Annotated in this window: 21 protein-coding genes; all 21 read left to right on the top strand. The window is 60.7% G+C overall.

The window, feature by feature from the left end; all coding sequences use genetic code 11:
* Window positions 1-5: 5 nt before the first annotated feature.
* Window positions 6-1,265 carry a head maturation protease, ClpP-related gene (locus tag H8Z83_RS00100; protein WP_243184663.1) on the top strand — a complete coding sequence of 420 codons (1,260 nt, stop codon included), beginning with the start codon at window positions 6-8 and terminating at the stop codon, window positions 1,263-1,265.
* Window positions 1,266-1,269: 4 nt separating this feature from the next.
* Window positions 1,270-1,674, top strand: coding sequence for a head decoration protein (locus tag H8Z83_RS00095; RefSeq protein WP_118729365.1), 405 nt, complete (start codon window positions 1,270-1,272; stop codon window positions 1,672-1,674).
* 14 nt (window positions 1,675-1,688) lie between these two features.
* The gene (locus H8Z83_RS00090; RefSeq protein ID WP_187013175.1) at window positions 1,689-2,765 is read left to right on the top strand and encodes a major capsid protein; all 1,077 of its coding nucleotides are present in this window, start codon (window positions 1,689-1,691) and stop codon (window positions 2,763-2,765) included.
* 23 nt (window positions 2,766-2,788) lie between these two features.
* Entirely contained in the window at window positions 2,789-3,262 is a 474-nt protein-coding gene (locus H8Z83_RS00085) for a Rho termination factor N-terminal domain-containing protein (protein WP_187013174.1), read from the top strand.
* The gene (locus H8Z83_RS00080; RefSeq protein WP_187013173.1) at window positions 3,259-3,627 is read left to right on the top strand and encodes a hypothetical protein; all 369 of its coding nucleotides are present in this window, start codon (window positions 3,259-3,261) and stop codon (window positions 3,625-3,627) included. Before H8Z83_RS00085 ends, H8Z83_RS00080 begins: the two co-directional genes overlap by 4 nt.
* On the top strand, window positions 3,624-4,196 hold the full coding sequence (locus H8Z83_RS00075; protein ID WP_187013172.1) for a hypothetical protein: 573 nt from the start codon (window positions 3,624-3,626) through the stop codon (window positions 4,194-4,196). The genes H8Z83_RS00080 and H8Z83_RS00075 overlap by 4 nt, the downstream gene beginning before the upstream one ends.
* A 3-nt stretch (window positions 4,197-4,199) precedes the next feature.
* Window positions 4,200-4,685 carry a hypothetical protein gene (locus H8Z83_RS00070; RefSeq protein WP_187013171.1) on the top strand — a complete coding sequence of 162 codons (486 nt, stop codon included), beginning with the start codon at window positions 4,200-4,202 and terminating at the stop codon, window positions 4,683-4,685.
* The gene (locus H8Z83_RS00065; RefSeq protein WP_187013170.1) at window positions 4,682-5,011 is read left to right on the top strand and encodes a hypothetical protein; all 330 of its coding nucleotides are present in this window, start codon (window positions 4,682-4,684) and stop codon (window positions 5,009-5,011) included. Before H8Z83_RS00070 ends, H8Z83_RS00065 begins: the two co-directional genes overlap by 4 nt.
* Window positions 5,012-5,024: 13 nt before the next feature.
* Window positions 5,025-6,446 carry a phage tail sheath family protein gene (locus H8Z83_RS00060; RefSeq protein WP_187013169.1) on the top strand — a complete coding sequence of 474 codons (1,422 nt, stop codon included), beginning with the start codon at window positions 5,025-5,027 and terminating at the stop codon, window positions 6,444-6,446.
* A gap of 15 nt (window positions 6,447-6,461) precedes the next feature.
* A complete protein-coding gene (locus H8Z83_RS00055) occupies window positions 6,462-6,971 on the top strand; it encodes a phage major tail tube protein (RefSeq protein ID WP_187013168.1) in 510 nt (169 codons plus the stop codon).
* Between the two features lie 66 nt (window positions 6,972-7,037).
* Window positions 7,038-7,463, top strand: a complete 426-nt coding sequence (locus H8Z83_RS00050) for a hypothetical protein (protein ID WP_187013167.1) — start codon at window positions 7,038-7,040, stop codon at window positions 7,461-7,463.
* 41 nt (window positions 7,464-7,504) lie between these two features.
* Window positions 7,505-7,630: a hypothetical protein gene (locus tag H8Z83_RS19835; protein ID WP_256435276.1), complete on the top strand. Its 126-nt coding sequence runs from the start codon at window positions 7,505-7,507 to the stop codon at window positions 7,628-7,630.
* 20 nt (window positions 7,631-7,650) lie between these two features.
* Window positions 7,651-11,250 (top strand): phage tail tape measure protein, encoded by a 3,600-nt coding sequence (locus H8Z83_RS00045; protein ID WP_187013166.1) that lies wholly within the window; start codon window positions 7,651-7,653, stop codon window positions 11,248-11,250.
* Window positions 11,247-11,459, top strand: a complete 213-nt coding sequence (locus tag H8Z83_RS00040; protein ID WP_187013165.1) for a tail protein X — start codon at window positions 11,247-11,249, stop codon at window positions 11,457-11,459. Before H8Z83_RS00045 ends, H8Z83_RS00040 begins: the two co-directional genes overlap by 4 nt.
* Window positions 11,456-12,805 carry an SH3 domain-containing protein gene (locus H8Z83_RS00035; protein WP_187013164.1) on the top strand — a complete coding sequence of 450 codons (1,350 nt, stop codon included), beginning with the start codon at window positions 11,456-11,458 and terminating at the stop codon, window positions 12,803-12,805. Before H8Z83_RS00040 ends, H8Z83_RS00035 begins: the two co-directional genes overlap by 4 nt.
* Complete coding sequence (locus H8Z83_RS00030; protein ID WP_187013163.1) at window positions 12,805-13,155, top strand: hypothetical protein; 351 nt, start codon at window positions 12,805-12,807, stop codon at window positions 13,153-13,155. Before H8Z83_RS00035 ends, H8Z83_RS00030 begins: the two co-directional genes overlap by 1 nt.
* Before the next feature lie 2 nt (window positions 13,156-13,157).
* Complete coding sequence (locus H8Z83_RS00025; protein WP_118358570.1) at window positions 13,158-13,559, top strand: phage tail protein; 402 nt, start codon at window positions 13,158-13,160, stop codon at window positions 13,557-13,559.
* A gap of 7 nt (window positions 13,560-13,566) precedes the next feature.
* Window positions 13,567-13,887 carry a GPW/gp25 family protein gene (locus tag H8Z83_RS00020; protein WP_118358568.1) on the top strand — a complete coding sequence of 107 codons (321 nt, stop codon included), beginning with the start codon at window positions 13,567-13,569 and terminating at the stop codon, window positions 13,885-13,887.
* Window positions 13,880-15,019, top strand: coding sequence for a baseplate J/gp47 family protein (locus H8Z83_RS00015; RefSeq protein WP_187013162.1), 1,140 nt, complete (start codon window positions 13,880-13,882; stop codon window positions 15,017-15,019). The genes H8Z83_RS00020 and H8Z83_RS00015 overlap by 8 nt, the downstream gene beginning before the upstream one ends.
* The gene (locus H8Z83_RS00010; RefSeq protein WP_187013161.1) at window positions 15,012-15,599 is read left to right on the top strand and encodes a phage tail protein I; all 588 of its coding nucleotides are present in this window, start codon (window positions 15,012-15,014) and stop codon (window positions 15,597-15,599) included. The genes H8Z83_RS00015 and H8Z83_RS00010 overlap by 8 nt, the downstream gene beginning before the upstream one ends.
* A 17-nt stretch (window positions 15,600-15,616) precedes the next feature.
* The coding region (locus H8Z83_RS00005; protein WP_207731955.1) for a hypothetical protein at window positions 15,617-18,297 on the top strand (2,681 nt) is incomplete at its 3' end.

The raw sequence follows: 18,297 nt of genomic DNA, 5'->3' as shown, positions 1-18,297 counted from the left end.
TGCGCATGAGTATTCCGGCAAAGAGAGCTGGGCGAAAGTCTCCCGCCGTCAGCATCTCGAAAAAGGTCTATACGATGGCCACGGTGGACGGCAGTGATGCCGAGATCACCATGTACGGAGACATCTACGAGGAGCAGCCTACGAACTGGTGGGGCGAGCCCGTCGAGGGGCAGTACATCCTGCTCTCCGAGTTTTTGGAGGACCTCAAGCAGATCTCCGGCTGCACGTCCATCACTATCCGCATGAACAGCTACGGCGGCGACGCCGGATCGTCCAACATGATCCACAACCGCCTGCGGGAGCTGGCGCGGAACGGCACGAAGCTTACCTGCATCGTGGACGGCGTGGCCATGAGCGGCGGCAGTCTTATCATGTGCGCCTGCGATACGGTCAGGGTCAATCCCTCCAGCCTCGTCATGATCCACAAATGCTGGACCTTCCTGTGGGGCGGCTACAACGCCGACGAGCTACGGGAACAGGCTACCCAGCAGGAGGCGTGGGACAAGATGCAGATGGAGGTCTACACGCGCAAGACCGGGCTGTCGGCCACGGTGATTTCCCACATGATGGCGGACACGACCTATATGACAGGCCGCGAGGCCATCGACAAGGGCTTTGCGGACGAGCTGATCGAGGACGCGGAGCCGACCAGCATCGCCGCCAGCGCGGACGGGCGCAGCCTGTTCGTGAACGGGAGGCAGATGCACCTTGCCCCCGGCATGTTTGCGCCGGACAACATTCCCACGGTCACACCCGAGGCCTCCGCCCCGGTTGAGACAGATAAAAACAAGCCGGAAGTCACCGGCGATGAAGGAGGAATTTCCATGACTAAGGAAGAGCTCCGGGCAAAGTACCCGGACGAGATCGCCCAGGTGGAGGCCGACGCCCGCGCTTCCGTCGATCACACTGAGGCGGTCAACGCCGCGATCCAGGCCGAGCGTGCGCGTATGCAGGAGATCGACGAGATTTCCGGCCTGCTCGACGCGACGGACGTGCAGCAGGCCAAGTACGGCGACAAGCCCTGCTCTGCTGCCGACCTGCTGATGGCAGCGGCCAAGAACGCCGCCAAGCAGGGCAAGAAGTTTCTGACCGATCTGAAGGACGACAGCGAGGAATCCGGCGCTGAGGGCGTTCCTGCCGCTCCTGCCCCCGCAGTCGAAACGCCCGAGAGCGAAGACGGCGAGAAGAACGACACCCCCGAGGCGCGCATGACCAACGCCCGGAGCATGGTCGCTGACCTGCTGGGCAAGAAGAAGGAGGGCTAAGAACATGATCAATCTGAGTGAAAAGCTCGGCGAGATGACCTTTGACGGTCTGATCACCGACATCAAGCCCGCGCCCGAAGTGCGCGGCGGCGTTATCCGCAAGCTGTCCGCTGCGGCCACGCTCAAGCGCGGCACCATTCTTGCCAAGTCCTCCGGCACGGCCGGCGACGGCAAGCTGGTCGTTCTCGGCAGCACGGCCAAGGAAAACGAGACCCTGACCCCCGACTGCATCCTGTGCGACGACATCGACGTCGGCACCGCCGCCGACGAGAAGGTGGCAGTCTACACCGCCGGCTGCTTCGACATCGGCAAGGTGACGGTCTCGGCCAGCTACACCATCACCGAGGGTGATAAGGATAACCTGCGTATGCGCGGCATCGTCTTCAAGGCTGCTGCCGCTGCCAACTAAGGAGGGAATCAACAATGGCTTCTGAACTGAATTTCTTTGACACCTATGTGCTGATGGCGATCACCGAGGAGATCGTTCCTCAGCAGACCTTTTTCAAGGACCGCTACTTCCCCACCGGGGAGGGCGACATCTTCGCCTGCGACAAGGTGCTGACTGAGTACCGCAAGGGCGACCGCAAGATGGCCGCGTTCGTCTCCGCCCGCGCCGGCGATATCCCCATGGATCGCCGCGGCTACGAGATCCACGAGTATCAGCCCGCTTTCATCGCTCCGTCCCGCCTGCTGACGCTGGACGAGCTGCGCAAGCGCGGCTTCGGTGAGGCCATCTACGCCAACAGCACCCCCGCCCAGCGCGCGGCCCGTCTGCAGCTGGGTGACCTGACCGACATGGACCGCCGCATCGTGCGCCGCGAGGAGTGGATGTGCGCGCAGACCATGATCAACAACGCCTGCACCATGCAGACCTACATCGACGACAAGACCGAGGGCGAGAAGCTGTATGTCAAGTTCTTCGATGACGCCAGCGACCACACCTATACCGTGGCCACCAAGTGGAACGCCACGGGCGGCGACTTCTTCGGCGATGTGAAGGCCATGTGCCGCAAGCTGTCCAAGCGCGGCCTGCGCGCGGTTGACCTGGTGCTCGGCTCTGACGCAGCCGACGCGATCCTCGACATGGAGAAGGTGCAGAAGCTGCTCGACCGCAACAGCGGCATCATCATCGGTACCATCGACCAGGAACTCAGCCGCTACGATGGCGTGGTCTATATGGGTACGCTGAACTTCGGCGGCTTCAAGCTGAACCTGATCTCCGTAGACGAAACCTACATCGACGGCAGCGGCGCGGAGCAGAAGTATTTCCCCGCCACCTCCGCCATGGTCACCGCCCCCGGCTGCGGCCATCTGATGTATGGCCAGATCACCCAGATCGACTACGGCTCCACCGAGTTCGCGTCCCATGCGGCGACCCGCGTTCCGAAGTTCTCTCTGAACCAGGAGGCGGACATCCGCAAGCTGCGTCTGGGCGCTCGCCCCCTGGCTGCTCCTCACAACTACTGCCCGTACATCTACGCGGCGGAAGTTGTGTCCTGACCCGGCGCGGAAAGGAGACTGCTATGACGAAAATTGAGATCATCTGCGGCACATACGGCTACAGGCCGGATGGCTCGAAGCACCCCATTCCCATCGACCGCGGCGGTATCTGCGAGGTCTCCGAAGAGGAGGCGCAGCGCCTTTTCGCCCTGTGCGTCGCCCGCCCCGCTACGGAAACGCCCTCTCCCGCTGTTGCAACGCCCCCTGTGGGCGAGGACGGCAGCGGGGCTGGCGCTGACCCGTCTAACGGCGACGAGGGCGCAGAGGACGCGGAAAGTGCCCACCTTGATCCCGAGCAGCTTAAAACGCTGACCAACGCCAAGCTCACGGAGCTGGCCAAGGAGATGGGTATCGACACCGCCAAGCTCAAGACCAAGGCGCAGCTGATCGCCGCCATTACGGATGTTCCGCTGGAGGACGCGATTGCCGAGGACGACGACGGCGTGGACGACGGCGAAGCGCCCCCTGTGCTGACGCCGGAGGCGCCTGTGGTATGAGCGGCTTCAAGGATATGGTCGCCCGCGACAACTTCGGCGTGTTCCTCAACTGCGACGAGTTCGCGGAAAAGCGCACCGTCAAGTATGACGGGGCGACCTACGAGGATATTCCCATCGTCCTCTCCGGTCTGAAGGAGAAGGACCGCCGCCAGCTGATGAGTGACCATGCCCAGGGGCTTTACATCGTTTCCTCCGTTCTCCACTGCGCCCTGTCCGATCTCGGCGGGGTGCAGCCGGAGCGGGGGCAGCGTATCAGGATCAACGACCAGGAGGGCGGCGGAGGCTTCTTCCGAGAGTTCTATATCGCGTCCTCGGTCTGTGAGATGGGTATGCTGCGCGTAGAATTGGAGGCGGTGGACGAATGAGCTTTATCCGCGTCAACGAGGTCGGCGGCGGCAGTCTGGAGCGCGTGAACAAGCTGCTGCACAATGTTCCGGGCGGCGTTTACAAGGCGGCTTTCTCCGCGTTGAGGCGCGCCGGAGATACAGCCAAGACCCGCGCCGGACAGTTCGCCGCCGCCGAGTACACCATCAACAAGGGTGAATTCATGCGAAGAGTTCACTCCAAGACCCACATCACAGGCGGTGCGGGAGGCGTGATGGGTATGAGCATCAGTTTCTCCGGCACCGTGCTCCCACTGCTGACCTTCAACACCACATACAGCCGGGACGGCACCGTGCAGACACAGGTAAAGCGCAACGGCGGAGCCGCGACGCTTCAACACGCATTCGTGGCCCGTATTTTCGGCCCGACTGCCGTTTTCGAGCGCGTCGGCTCGCCGCGTTTTCCTGTGGAGCAGAAGTTTGGTCCGTCTACCGGACACATGATGCGGAACGAAGAAGTCATCGAGAAGATGGACGAAACGATCCGCGACACCTACGAAAAGCGCATTGAGCATGAAATCCTGCGCGTGCTGAACGGATGGGGAGGCTGATTTATGACAAGGATCATTCTGCTGGAACGCCTGCGGGCCTTTACTGAGGAGGTCACCGCCGACCTGATCATGCCGACCCGTTTGCAGAAGGGCGACACGGAGCAGAGCTTCCGCCCTGCCAATGTCTACCTGACGCGCCTGCCGGACGGCACTTCCGCCACCAAGAAGGCCCCCTATGTGCTGCACCAGGTCATTACCGGCATGGATCAACAGCCGCAGGGACAGCGCGTGACCTCCAGTGCCAAGGTCCGGTCTATCTGCTGTGTCTATAACGATGACGAGCAGGAGGGTGGGCTGATGCTGCTGAATCTCATGGAGCGGCTGCGCATAGCGATGCTCAGGCAGGTCGTGATCGGGGGGCAGTTTACCCTTGACCTGGAGGCGGGGCTTGAAACGCTGGTCTATCCCGATGACACCGCCCCCTATTTCGTGGGGGAAATGATCTCCACATGGAAGCTTCCCCCCGTGGAAAGAGAGGTTAACCTATGAGCGAAAAAATCATCGACACGGCGGCTCAGCCCGCCGCACCAAAGACGGCAAAGAAAAAGCCTGCCGCGCCGAAGAAGGTCGCCGACACCGGCGGCTTCTGCGTCTATCTCGGTCCGACCATGATGGGCGTGATCCAGCGCGGCACCATCTATCGCGGCGGCCGGAAGGAAGTCCTTGACACACTTGCCCCGGTGATCGAGCAGCACCCGCTGATCGCGTCGCTGGTGGTGAGCGACGAAACGCTCCCCGCCGACCGCATCAAAGTCAAAACGCCTGGGAACCTGCTGTATGTGAATTATCACAAGCTGGCCAAGGGCATGAAGTAAGGAGGAAATTTCAATGAACCACGGCGTATATGTCTCTCAGCAGGCTACCAGCGTCAGCACCCCTGTCGTGGCGGAGTCCGGCGTCCCCTTCGTGGTCGGTCTGGCTCCTGTTCAGGCGGCGGATAAGCCTGCTGCCCCCGGCACCCCTGTTCTCTGCACCAGTTGGTCCGAGGCGGCGGAGAAGCTGGGCTACTCCGACGACTGGGCAACCTACACGCTCTGCGAATTCATGTATTCGCACTTCAAGCTGTTCGCCTGCCAGCCCGTCATTTTTTGCAATGTTCTGGATATCGCCACCGCAAAGGAGGCGTCTGCCGCGACCGATGTTGCGGTGACGGAGCACAAGGTAAAGCTTCCCATCGCGGCCATCAACGATTCCACTCTGGTCATCAAGCCTGCCGGCGGTACCGGCTCTGCCTATGTGTCCGGCACCGACTATAACGCCTATTACAGCGGCGAGCATCTGGTAGTGGAGCTGCTGTCTACCGGCAGCGCCTATGACGCAGAGCAGGTAAACATCGCCTACAACAAGGTCAAGGCATCCACCGTCACCGCATCTGACATCGCCTCCGCGATGGAGAATGTGGAGCTGTGCCTGACCCTGCTGGGCATCGTCCCCGATCTGCTGTGCGCCCCTGGCTATTCTCAGCAGTCTACCGTGGCCGCTGCGATGACCGCCAAGGCAGGCAACATCAACGGTCTGTTCCGCGCCAAGGCACTGATCGACATTGACTGCGGCGCTTCCGGTGCGCGCACCTATTCCGATGTTCTCACCAAGAAGAACGCCGCCAACATCGCCGACGAGGACGAGATCGCCTTCTGGCCGATGGCGAAGCTGGGCGATTACAAGTTCCACCTGTCTACCCAGATGGCGGGGCTGATGGCGCAGATCGACACCGGCAACGGCGGCTGCCCCTATGAGTCCCCCTCCAATAAGGGGCTGCAGTGCGACGGCCTCTGCCTGGAGGACGGCACCGAGGTCAACCTGACGCTTGCGCAGGCCAACTACCTCAACGGCGTCGGCGTGGATACCGCGCTGAACTTCATGAGCGGCTGGGTGGCGTGGGGCAACTACACCGCCTGCTATCCCTCCAACACCGATGTCAAGGACTACTTTATCCCGGTCAGCCGTATGTTCGGTTGGGTCGGCAACTCCCTCATCAAGACCTTCTGGAGCAAGCTGGACAAGCCTATGACCCGCCGCCTGATCGACACCGTTCTCGATTCCGCCAACATCTGGCTCAACGGTCTGGTGGGTATGGGTTACCTTCTGGGCGCTCGTGTGGAGATGCTGGAGAACGAAAACCCGCTGACCAACCTCATGGCCGGCATCATCAAGCTCCATGTCTACATGACGCCGCCCTCTCCTGCTCAGGAGATCGACTTCGTGCTGGAGTATGACGCCAGCTATGTCACCAGCGCCCTGCAGGGCTAAAAGGAGGTTTGAATCATGGATCAGAGCATTATCAACTTCAAGGTCTACGAGGACTCTGTTGAATATGTCGGTATGGCACAGGCGACCCTGCCTGACCTGACCGCGCTGACGCAGTCCATCTCTGGCGCCGGCATTGCCGGCAATGTGGAGGCGGTCATCCTCGGCCACTTCGACGCGATGACGCTGGGGCTGAACTTCCGCACCGTCACTGCGCAGAGCGTGAAGCTCTCCGAGCCCCGCCGCCACACCATTGACCTGCGCGTGGCACAGCAGGACGAGGATGTCGTCGCAGGCGAGGTTGTCGTGCGCGCTGTGAAGCACATTTTTGTTGTTATCCCCAAGAGCGACAAGGGAGGCACCGTTGCCCCCGCCTCTCCCTCCAACGGCTCCGGCGAGTACGCCGTCCGCTACTGGGCGACCTACATCGACGGCAAGAAGGTGCGCGAGATCGATCCGCTGAATTTCAAGTGCGAAATCAACGGCGTCGATTATCTGGCGCCTGTTCGCACGGCGCTCGGCATGTAATCCACATTTCGCCCGGGGCGGTTTTCCGCTCCGGGCATATTTTTCAATTCTGAAAGGAGTTTCATCATGGCTGACAACAAGAATATTATTTCTCCCGATGCTTTTTCCACCGCTGTGGATCATGACGAGTTCGCTGCCGCTGAGGAGCAGGCCAGAATTAGCGAGAGCGCATTCACCGTGAAGCTGAAAAAGCCCTTCACCTACGAGGGGCAGACCTTCTCCGAACTGACCTTCGACTTCGACAGTCTGACCGGCGACGATGCGCTGGCCATCGAGGACGAGCTTCAGGCTATCGGCAAGCCCACCATTTCGCCGACCTTCTCCGGGCAGTTCCTGATTCGCATGGCTGCCCGCGCCTGTACCGCGACCATCGTTGACGGAAGCGGCAGGCCGCGCCGCCTCGGTGATGATGCGCTCCGCGCGCTGCCTATCTCCGAGTTCAACCGTGTGCGGAGCAAGGCTCGCAGTTTTTTACTGGCATCGGAGCTGTAACCGGCGACGGCGGCGTCTGGCTCCGCAGGCAATGTCTTACGATGGCGAAAACCAATCAGACCCCTGTTTCCTACTGGCTATCGCTGCCCCTGCCGTCTCTGTGCAAGTGGATCAAGGTCAGCAACCAGCTTGTGAAGGAGGCTCGGGAGCGACGCAAGAATAAATAAATCTGAAAGGAGGGCCATCTATGGCAGGCCGCAAAGAGTATGAGATGCTATTCCAGCTGAACGCGCAGCTTGGAGGCAATTACAGCAAGACCTTCAAGGCCGCTCAGCAGGAAATTGTGTCCATGCAGAAGGAAATTCAGGCCCTCTCCAAGACGCAGGCGGATATTTCCGCATTCCAAAAGCAGCAGGCAGCCGTGGAAGCGACACGGAAGCGGCTGGAAATGCTGCGGCAGCAATATGACAATATTCAGCGGGAGATGGAGGAAACCGGCAACGAGTCCGCCGACATGAAGAACAAGCTGCTGGCAAAGCAGCTTCAGATCGACAAGACCTCCGCCTCGCTGGAGAAGCAGACGGCAAAGCTGAACGAGCTGAGCGGGGCTCTGGAAGAGGCAGGCGTCAATACCGACGACCTCTCCCACAGCTCCGAGCAGCTTGCCGGCAAGATCGACACGCTGAAAAAGAAGCAGGGCGAGGCCGCCGATAAAGCTATGACCTTCGGCGACAAGGCGGGGCAGGCCTTTAATCAGGTACACGAGGCCATCGTGGCCGCAGGCATCGCCGTCGCCCTGAAAGAGATCTACGAATACTTCGCCAGCTGCGCGCAGGCGTCGATGGACTTTGAGAGCGCCATTACCGGCGTCGCCAAGACCACAGACCTCACAGACGAGGAACTGGCGGCAATGTCGGATTCCATCAAGGCGCTGTCCACGGAGATCCCCGCCACCACAGAGGAGATCGCGGCGGTAACCGAAGCCGCGGGACAGCTCGGCATCCAAAAGGACGCCCTGCTGGACTTCACCGAGATCATGACCATGCTCGGCACTGCCACCAACATGACAGCTGACGAGGCAGCAACCTCCCTTGCGCGCTTCGCCAACATTACCGGCATGGCAACGGACAATTACGGACGGCTCGGCTCTGTCATCGTTGACCTTGGCAACAACTTCGCCACGACGGAATCCGAGATCGTGGCGATGGGTACGCGCCTGGCGTCGGCGGGTAAGCTGGCCGGACTGACCGAGCCGGAGATCATGGCTCTGGCGGCGGCGATGTCCTCTGTCGGCATCGAAGCCGAGGCGGGCGGTACCGCCATGACCCAGACGCTCAACGCCATTGAAAAGGCCGTTGCAAAGGGCGGGGACGACCTCACGGAGTTCGCCCGTATCGCGGGTATGTCCTCCGAAGAATTTTCTTCTGCGTGGAAGAACGATGCCATGAGCGCCCTGACTTCCTTCATCGGCGGGCTCGGCAAGCTGGACGAGCAGGGCGAGAGCACCGTCCTCGTACTGGAAGACCTGGGTCTGACCGGCATCCGGCAGAGCAATATGCTCAAAGCCCTGGGTCTTGCCGCAGACCAGATGACCGGCGCGGTGAACACTGCAAATACCGCCTGGCAGCAGAATACCGCCCTCACCAACGAGGCCAACAAGCGCTATGCCACCGCGCAGAGCCGGTTGACCATGATGCAGAACGCCTACAACAACCTCAAGGTAGCCATCGGCGACGCCTATACTCCCGCGCTCAGCGAGGCTTACGGCGTCGGCACAAAGGTCCTCAACAGCATTACGGCGTTCATTCAGAAGAACCCGGCGTTGGTCAATGCCATCACCGCCTTTGCAGGCGTGATCGGCGCGGTCGTCGCCGCGCTGGCTGCCTATGCGGTCGCTGCAAAGATAGCCGCAGCCGCCAGTGCAATTCTCACTGCGGCGATCCCCGGCGTCAATGTCATCATGGGCGTTACCGCTGCCGTGGCCGCAATCACGGCTGGCATCGTTGCTCTGGCCACCGCTGCGGCGAATGACGCCGTACCCAGTGTGAAGGAGCTGACCGAAGCCGCCCGAGGAATGCGGGAGGCGATGGACGAGGCCAAGGCCACCTATGACGATACCGTTACCTCCACCATGGCCGCTGCAGGCGTCGCAGACACCTACATCGGCAAGCTGGAGGAGATGGAGGCGGCGGGGCTCAATACCGACGAGCAGCACAGGCAGTACCACAACACCCTGGCTCTGCTCTGCCAGGTGGTACCGGAGCTGGCCGATTATATCGACCTCGAAACCGACACCATCAACGGCGGCACCGAAGCACTCCGCGCCAACACCGAGGCGTGGAAGCAGAATGCCATGCAGCAGGCCTATCAGGATCAGCTCACCGAGCTGTACTCCCAGTATTCCGCCGTGCTGATCGAGGCAGAAGAAAACAGCATCGGGCTCACCAAGGCGCAGTACAGCTTGGAGGCCGCCCAGCAGAAGCTGTCTGATACCTACGCGCAGATGGATGCGCTATGGGCAGACGCGCAGAAGCAGGCGGATGCCTATTACAACCAGTACGGCTATTACACCGATGCGACCGCTTTCCTCTCGCAGGAATACTACGACCTGCAAAACTCCATCTACGATACCAACAACGAGATATGGGCGGCTGAGAAGTCCATCAAGAATTACAACAAGGCGATGGAGGAGGACGCAGACGCCGTTTCCGATGCTGAGGCGGAGATCGCCCTCGCGGAAGAGGCGGTCAAGAATCTGACCGCCTCCATGAACGAAGGCACTGGCGCGTCCGAGGAGGCTGCTGCACAGGTCAGCGAGTTCCAGGCTGCCATCTCCGGCGTGCAGGAAAAGATCGCTGCCCTTGTGGAGTCCTACAACGAGGCGTACAGCGCGGCATACGAAAGCATATCCGGACAGTATCAGCTTTGGGACGAGGCCGCAAAGGTCGTTGCAACCAGCGCAGGCAGCATCAATTCTGCACTGGAGAGCCAGATCACCTACTGGCAGGACTACAACGCCAACCTGCAATCCCTGACTGACCGCAGCGCCGACATCGAGGGACTGAGCGACATGATCGCCTCCTTTGCTGACGGCAGCTCCGACAGCGTGAACGCGATCGCCGGCATGGCAGGCGCCACCGACGAGCAGCTGGCCACGATGGTAGCCAACTGGAAGACTCTGCAGCAGGAGCAGCAGAACGCAGCGGGGAGCGTAGCCGACCTCAAGACCGACTTCACGGCCACCATGGACGAGCTGCAGACGGCGCTTGCTGAGGACATTGAAGCGATGGACCTTGGCGACGAGGCCAAGGCAAGCGCGCAGGCCACCATTCAGGGCTTTATCGACGGAGCTGTCGGTATGCTGCCCCAGGTGACCGCTGCCTACAACCGCGTCGCCGCCGCAGCCAGAGCCGCACTGTCCGCGTCCGGTACCGGAACGGCCGGCAGCATTCCCGGCTACGCAGTTGGTACGCAGTCCGCCGCACCCGGCTTTGCCCTCGTCGGCGAAAACGGCCCGGAGCTGGTCTACTTCAACGGCGGCGAGCAGGTCATGACCGCCGAGGAGACCGCCGCTATGCGCGAGAGCATGGAGATCCAGGCCATCACCTTCGCCCCGCAGCTGCTGGAGGCACTGCACGCCATCCATGGCGACGGCGCGCTTTCGGCAGAGCCAGGCGCAGGCTCCGGCGCCGGATCGGTGGAGCTGCAGATCGTGTTTCAGATCAACGGCAGCGCATCGCCCGAGACGGTGGAAGCTCTGCGTGAGTACGGAGACGAGTTCGCCGAGCGCGTCCTTGAAGTCATGGAGGAGGCCGGCATCGACACCGCAAGGAGGGCCTACAAATGAGGAAGACCTACACCACCATTCAGGGCGATATGTGGGACAGCATCGCCTTCTCCCAGCTGGGGAGCGAAGCGTACACCGACCGGCTGATGAATCTCAATCCGCAGTATCTCGGGTACTACACCTTTCCGGCCGGGATCGTGCTGAAGCTGCCCGACCCTGCTGAGGATGTCGGCGATGCCCTGCCCCCGTGGAAGCAGGTGGTCGGATGAGCAGCCCGAATCAGGCACGCCGCGTCACGGCGCAGATATTTTTCCAGGGCGCGGACATCACCGGCAGTATGCGCCCCTATTTCCTGTCGGCCACCTACACCGACAAGGAGGCGGACGGCACCGACGATCTGCAGCTGAAGCTTCAGGACCGCGATGATATATGGCTCAAAAAGTGGCTGGCCGATGCCATCGACGCAGCAGCCTCCGCAGGGAGCCTGTCCGCGTCCTCCAAGGCCAAGACCGATGGTGCGGCAAAGTTCTACAAGGTCACCGCCAAAAGCGGCTTGAATGTCCGCTCTGGCCCCAGCACCAGCTACGGTAAATACGGTGCTCTGGTCTGCGGCGCGGAGCTGCAGGTCGAGGGCATTGAAAACGGCTGGGCGAAGGTCAGCTATAACGGCAAAACCGCCTATGTCAGCGCATCGTACATCAAGGAATCCGGCGGCGGGGGCGGCGATGCTTCTGCCGCCGCTCCTGCCTCTGCTTCCGGCGCCGGCTTCAAGATCAGCGCCGTGTTCGTTCGGGAGAACTGGACGGGCGGCGGCAGGGATAAGGTGCTGGACTGCGGACAGTTTGAGCTGGACAGCGTTGACGCCTCCGGCCCGCCGAACACCATTACCATCAAGGCGACGGCTCTTCCGTACAGCGCACAGATCCGCCAGACGGAGAAATCCAAGGCATGGGAGGCCTACACGCTTTCCGGCATCGCAAACGAGATGGCCGCTGCCAACGGAATGACCTGTATGTTCCTCGCCAACAGCGACCCGTCCTATGGCCGCGTGGAGCAGTACAAGCAGAGCGACATCGCCTTTCTCTCCAAGCTGTGCCACGAGGCGGGCATCTCTTTGAAAGCCACCAATAACCTGATCGTACTTTTCGACCAGGAGGATTACGAGAAGAAATCCCCCGTGCTGACCATCGTCCGCGGCAGCGGCAGCTACACCAAGCACAAGCTGAACGCGGGAACGGCCGGAACGCAGTACGCTTCCTGCCGCGTCAGCTACACAGACCCCGGTACAGGGAAGTGCATCGAGGCCACCGTCAAGGTCGAGGACTACAACGACAAGGCCAAGAACAACCAGCAGCTGGAGATCACCGCGAAGGTGGCAAGCGTGGCCGAGGCCAAGACCAAGGCCGAAAAATATCTCCGGCTGCACAACAAGTACGCAAAGACCGCGACCTTTACGCTGCCCGGCAATCCGGATATCGTGGCCGGCGTCACAGCCAAGCTCACCGGCTGGGGTGCGTGGGACGGGAAATACATTGTGGAGCAGGCTGCGCACTCGGTCGGCTCGTCCGGCTATACCACGCAGGTCAAGCTGCGCAAGACATTGGAGGGATATTGATGGACGAACTGCAGAATATCCTTTCGAGGCTCGTTCAGACCGGCACGGTAACGGCCGTCGACAGCGCAAAGCGCAGGGCTCGTGTCAAGTTTAAGGACACAGGTATCATTTCGGACTGGCTCTATGTGATCCAGCACTACGGAGCGAATTTCTACATAAAGCCGGACGCAAAGCACACGCATGAGATCACGGACACCTTCACCGGCGGCGGCACAGCCAGCGAATTCCCCGACCACGACCACCTGCCCGGCTCGCATCTGACCTACTGGATGCCGAAGGTGAATGACCGCGTCCTCTGCCTATACCTTCCGGTATTCAACGGGGACGGTTTTGTGTTAGGAGGTTTTTGAGCATGGGAATGGTCGGCTGTCTGGGCGACATCGTTTTTACGGTGTCTGACCGCACGATCGAAACGATCAATAATGTCACCTGGTCTGGGTCGGCCCGGTACGCGACCCATCAGCGGCACGGCACACACGCTCTTACGGAGTTCACCGGCCTTGACCCCGACAAGATGACCTTCGACATCGTTCTCTCCGCTTACCTCGGCGTTGATCCTATCGCCGAGGTCGTGAAGCTGTGGAACTATGAGCGCGGCGGCATCGCCGTCCCGCTGGTGATCGGCAATAAGGGCTACGGGAAATATCGCTGGTCCGTGCTTGATCACAAGATGAAGATGAAAACCTATGACGGACGCGGCAACGTCACCAGCGCCACCGTGTCCGTCAGCCTGCAAGAGTATCTGAGGGGGTAAAGCTGCCATGAGCTACAAGGTGACCGCATCTGACATCGGCGCGGTGCAGCTCAACGAGACTGACACCGTCCGCTCTGTCTTGCAGAATATCGCCATTATCCTTTCCACGCGGCAGGGGACCTGTCCGTTGTATCGCGGCTTCGGTCTTCCTCAGAAGTTCGTGGATAAGCCTCTGCCGGTAGCTATGCCTATGATGTATTCCGAGGTCAAAGAGGCAGTGGAAGAATACGAGCCCCGCGCCGAGGTGGTGAATGTGACCTTTGCGGCCGACAGAAACGCCCCGGGCAGGCTGATCCCTACCGTGGAGGTGAACATCATCAATGAGTGAGAGAAATACGGGATATCAGTTTGTTTCTACCGACACCGAAGCGGTGGAATCGCTGCTGATCTCCATTTACGAAAAAATCACCGGCGTCAGCGTGAAGCCCGCCAGCCCCGAAAAACTGTTTATCCAGTTCGTGGCCGCCGTGGTGATTCAGGAGCGCGGGCTGAACAATTACACAGGCAATCAGAATATCCCAAGCCGCGCGGAAGGGGAAAACCTGGACGCGCTGGCCGAGCTGTTCTATGTCACGCAGCGCCCGGCGGCGCAGGCTGCGGTCTGCACCGAGCGCTTCCATATCTCCGAGGCACAGACCACGGCGATCCTCATTCCTGCCGGTACGCGCGTCACTGACGCCAGCGGTACGCTGACATGGGAGACGGTCGCGGATGCCTATGTGTCCATCGGCGAGACCTATGCCGATGTGCAGATCCGCTGCCAGACTGTTGGTGCGGTCGGCAACGGCTACGCAGTGGGACAGATCAACACCTTCGTTGACCTGTTCGACTACTGTGAGCGCTGCGAAAACCTCACCGCCAGCGATGACGGCGCAGACCAGGCCACTGACGACGAGTTCTATGAGCTGATGCGCGCCAGTCAGGACGCTTACAGCTGCGCCGGAGCCAAGGGTGGGTATATCTACTTTGCCAAGCAGGTCAGCACCAAGATCGCCGACGTGGTGGCGAACAGCCCCAGCGACGGAGCGGTGGACCTCTATGTCCTCATGGACGACGGCACCATCGCTACCACGGAGATCAAGAATGCTGTCCTCGCTGCCTGCAACGATGACACGGTGCGGCCGCTGACAGACAAGGTCTCTGTCAAGGACCCGCAGAAGGTGAGCTACAATATCACCTTCACCTACTATGTGCCGAAGGACGGCGCCCTCAGCTCCACAGAGATCAAGGCTGCGGTCGACAAGGCCGTGGCTGAGTTCGTCGCGTGGCAGTGCGGGAAGCTGGGGCGCGACATCAACCCCTCCGTGCTGATTGGAAAGCTCATGCAGACCGGCATCAAGCGCGTGGCGCTGACCAGCCCGGTCTTTACCACGCTGCGGGATGGCTCCGACGACACGACGCCGCAGGTTGCGTCGGTCGGGACCATCACGGCCACGAATGGGGGCTACGAGGATGAATAAGGCGCACGGCATCACGAAGGAAAACCTGCTGGCCTCCTTGCCGGCAGTCCTTGCCAATGACGACAATATGGCAGCGCTTGCCTCTGCTGTTGCCGAGGCGCTGGCTGCCCGCGTAGGCGAGATCGAGAGCGTGTCGATCTACTCACAGATCGACCGGCTCCCGAACGAGCTGCTGGACATTCTGGCGAACGACTTCAAGGTTGACTGGTGGGACGCCAACTACACCCTGGAGGAAAAGCGCCGGACGCTGAAAGACTCATGGAATGTTCACCGCAGGCTCGGCACCAAGGCGGCAGTCGTGCTGGCGATCTCCGCCATCTACCCCGATACGCAGGTCAGCGAATGGTGGGAATACGGCGGCAAGCCGTACCACTTCAAGCTGCTGATCGACGCCACCTATGAGGATGTCGACCCCGTCAGACATCAGCGCGTGATCGACCGCGTTGACTTTTACAAGAATCTGCGCTCGGTGCTGGACGAGGTAGAATACTACGACGCCGGAGGACTGGCAACAGAGTATTTCGGCGCGGCCTGTATCGGCTGCGAGCTGGTCGACAGCGCGGCCGCCATTCGATACTGACACGGAGGTGTTTTACTATGGCAACATGGAACGGCGTCATCACCAACGCCGGCAACAGCCTGCTCAATGAGTGGGTGAATGAAAAGACCCTGAACTTCGACAGCGCAGCTGCGGGGCAGGGCACCGTCGCGGCGGCGGCAATGATGGCACAGACCGCCCTCGTCAATGAAAAGCAGACCGCGAGCCTGCTGGGCGGCGAGAGGGTATCTTCCGGCATTCGCCTGAAGCTCCGCATCGCTGCGCCGAATACGGCCTATACGCTGAATCAGTTCCGCGTATCTGCCAGCGTGAACGGAGGAGCGTCCGCCATGATCGCCTTGTTCCAGCTGGAGCAGGGCGTTCCCATTCCCAGCAAGACAGAATCGCCGGATTTCGTCTACACCTTTTACGCGCTGATCTCCTGCTCGAATACCGGCACATGGACGGTGACGGTCGACACCAGCGCCTGCGTCACACAGAGCGATATGTCCGCTGCCATCACTGAGGCGGTAAAGACCAAGCAGGATAAGATCATGGTCAAGGGTCTGCTGCTGGGCGACGGGAACGGGAATATCTCTGCGGCAGTCGCCGGAAAGGACTACGGTTATCCACTTGCAACAGGCTCAGGAGCGCCGACAGACACGACCGAGGGTACCGCAGGGCAGCACTACTATGACAGCGCTACGGGCAAGGAATACGTCTGCAGCGGCAAGGACAGCAGCGGCAAGTATCAGTGGAAGCTGTCCGGCGCCAGCGACGCGGCCGATCTGACCTATAACGGTGAATCGCTCGACACCTTCCTTGATGGCGTTTCCAGCGACCTCGACACGCTCTCCAAGGGGCTGGACGGAAGTAAGCCACTCACCGGCAAGACCGATCCGACCTCCAGCACGAAGGGCTCGGTCGGCCAGTCGTATCTGAACACAGACACCATGCAGACCTTCTACTGCACGGCAGCCAACGATCAGACCGGCGTATATACATGGGAAAAGCCCAAGGGCGGCGGCGTGGCTCCACAGCTGGAGGTCTCTGTTGCCACCGGATCGGCTATCACCTGTACGAACGGCGAGACTACTCTGACCGGCACCAGCGTCGGCGGTAAATGCGTTTTTGATCTTCCCGGCTACGGTACATGGTCGCTGTATGCCACGCTGAACGGGCAGACCACCGCCACCGAGACTGTGGTCGTGGATCAGGTCAAGCAGTACGCGGTGACGCTGAGTTACTTCGCGGCTACGCTGACCGTAACGGCGGAATCCGGCGCAGTCGTGACCGCCACACTTGGCACGAAGCAGTATACCGGCACCTGCGGCAGCAACGGCAAGTGTGCGCTGACCGTCAACTATGCCGGCACCTATTCCGTGACGGCCACCAAGAGCGGGGTATCCTCGTCCACGGCGTCTGCGGAGGTGTCGACCTCCGGCGGCAGTTACACCGCAACGGTGAAGTTCTGCACCCTCACCGTCACCATCGACAGCGGCTCTACGGTCAAGGCGGTCAACGGTTCCACCACGCTCACGGCCACCAGCAACGGAACGGCAAAGTTCTACCTGCCGAACACCGGCACGTGGAGCGTCACCGCCACCAAGAACGGCGAGACGGCCACCGGCAGCGTAGCTTGCAGCTCCTACACCGGCTATACGCTGGAGCTGTCCTATGTCAAGGTCTTCGGTGTCTGCTGGAATTACAATGCACAGTCGACGGCGCTGACCCGCCTGAAAAAGTCCACCGATCCGAACGGACTGGTCAATGTCGACATCACCACGAATCCCGCGCCTGCGGTCGGTACCGGCGCCGGCAGCTCCCCCTTCGACAGCTATCTCCCGTGGAGCGGCATGGACGAGTACAACATCATCAACAATGCCGTAAGCTACAAGAAGGGGCAGAGCGGCTTCTCTCGAAGCAGCTACGATACCGTCGTCTTCATCCCCGAGTATTACTTCCGTATTATCGACGATGCCGCCAACAAGAAACGGTACTTCTACATCGCGGATAAGGCCAAGAGCGGCTTCACCAAACACCCCGGCTCCGGCAAGTATGTCGGCCGCTACAACACGATCTCCGGCCATTATTCCAAGACCGGCGCTGCGCCGCTGGTCAACCTGACCCGCGCATCGGCTCGTTCCGGTGCCAGAGGAAAGGGTAGTAAGTGGAGCGAGTATGACTTCGCGTCTTGGTGCGCGGTCTGGCTGCTCTATTTGGTGGAGTTTTCCGACTGGGACAGCCAGAGCAAAATCGGGCGCGGCTATGTGGACAGCAACAACTCTGCCATTTCTTCCGGCGGCACAGACAGCATGATCTACCACACCGGACGCGCAGCTGGGACGAACGGAAAGACCGCCGTCCAGTACCGGCACATCGAGAATCCCTACGGCAATGTCTTCGAGTTTATCGACGGGATCAACTTCTCCGACGGAACGGTATATGTCTGCCTGAACCCTGCGAGCTATGCAGATGACACCGCGACCAACTATACGAACATCGGCTCCAAGATACAGAGCGATGGGTACATCACGGCCATCGGCGTAGCGGCTGCCATGCCCTGGGCGTTCTTCCCTACGGGGGTCGGAGGAAGCGAAACAACCTATATTCCGGACTACGCCTACTACAATTCTGGCTGGCGTGTCCTCCGCGTCGGTGGCGACTGGAGCAGCGGCGGCTGTGCCGGCCTTTTCTACTTCTACGCGAACAACACCTCGTCGTACACGTACTCGTACGT

The organism is Dysosmobacter segnis (genome assembly GCF_014297285.1).
In the GTDB taxonomy this organism is placed as follows: Bacteria; Bacillota; Clostridia; order Oscillospirales; family Oscillospiraceae; genus Oscillibacter; species Oscillibacter segnis.
The sequence above is the reverse complement of the archived record's forward strand: the minus strand, read 5'-3'. Positions and strand labels throughout refer to the sequence as shown.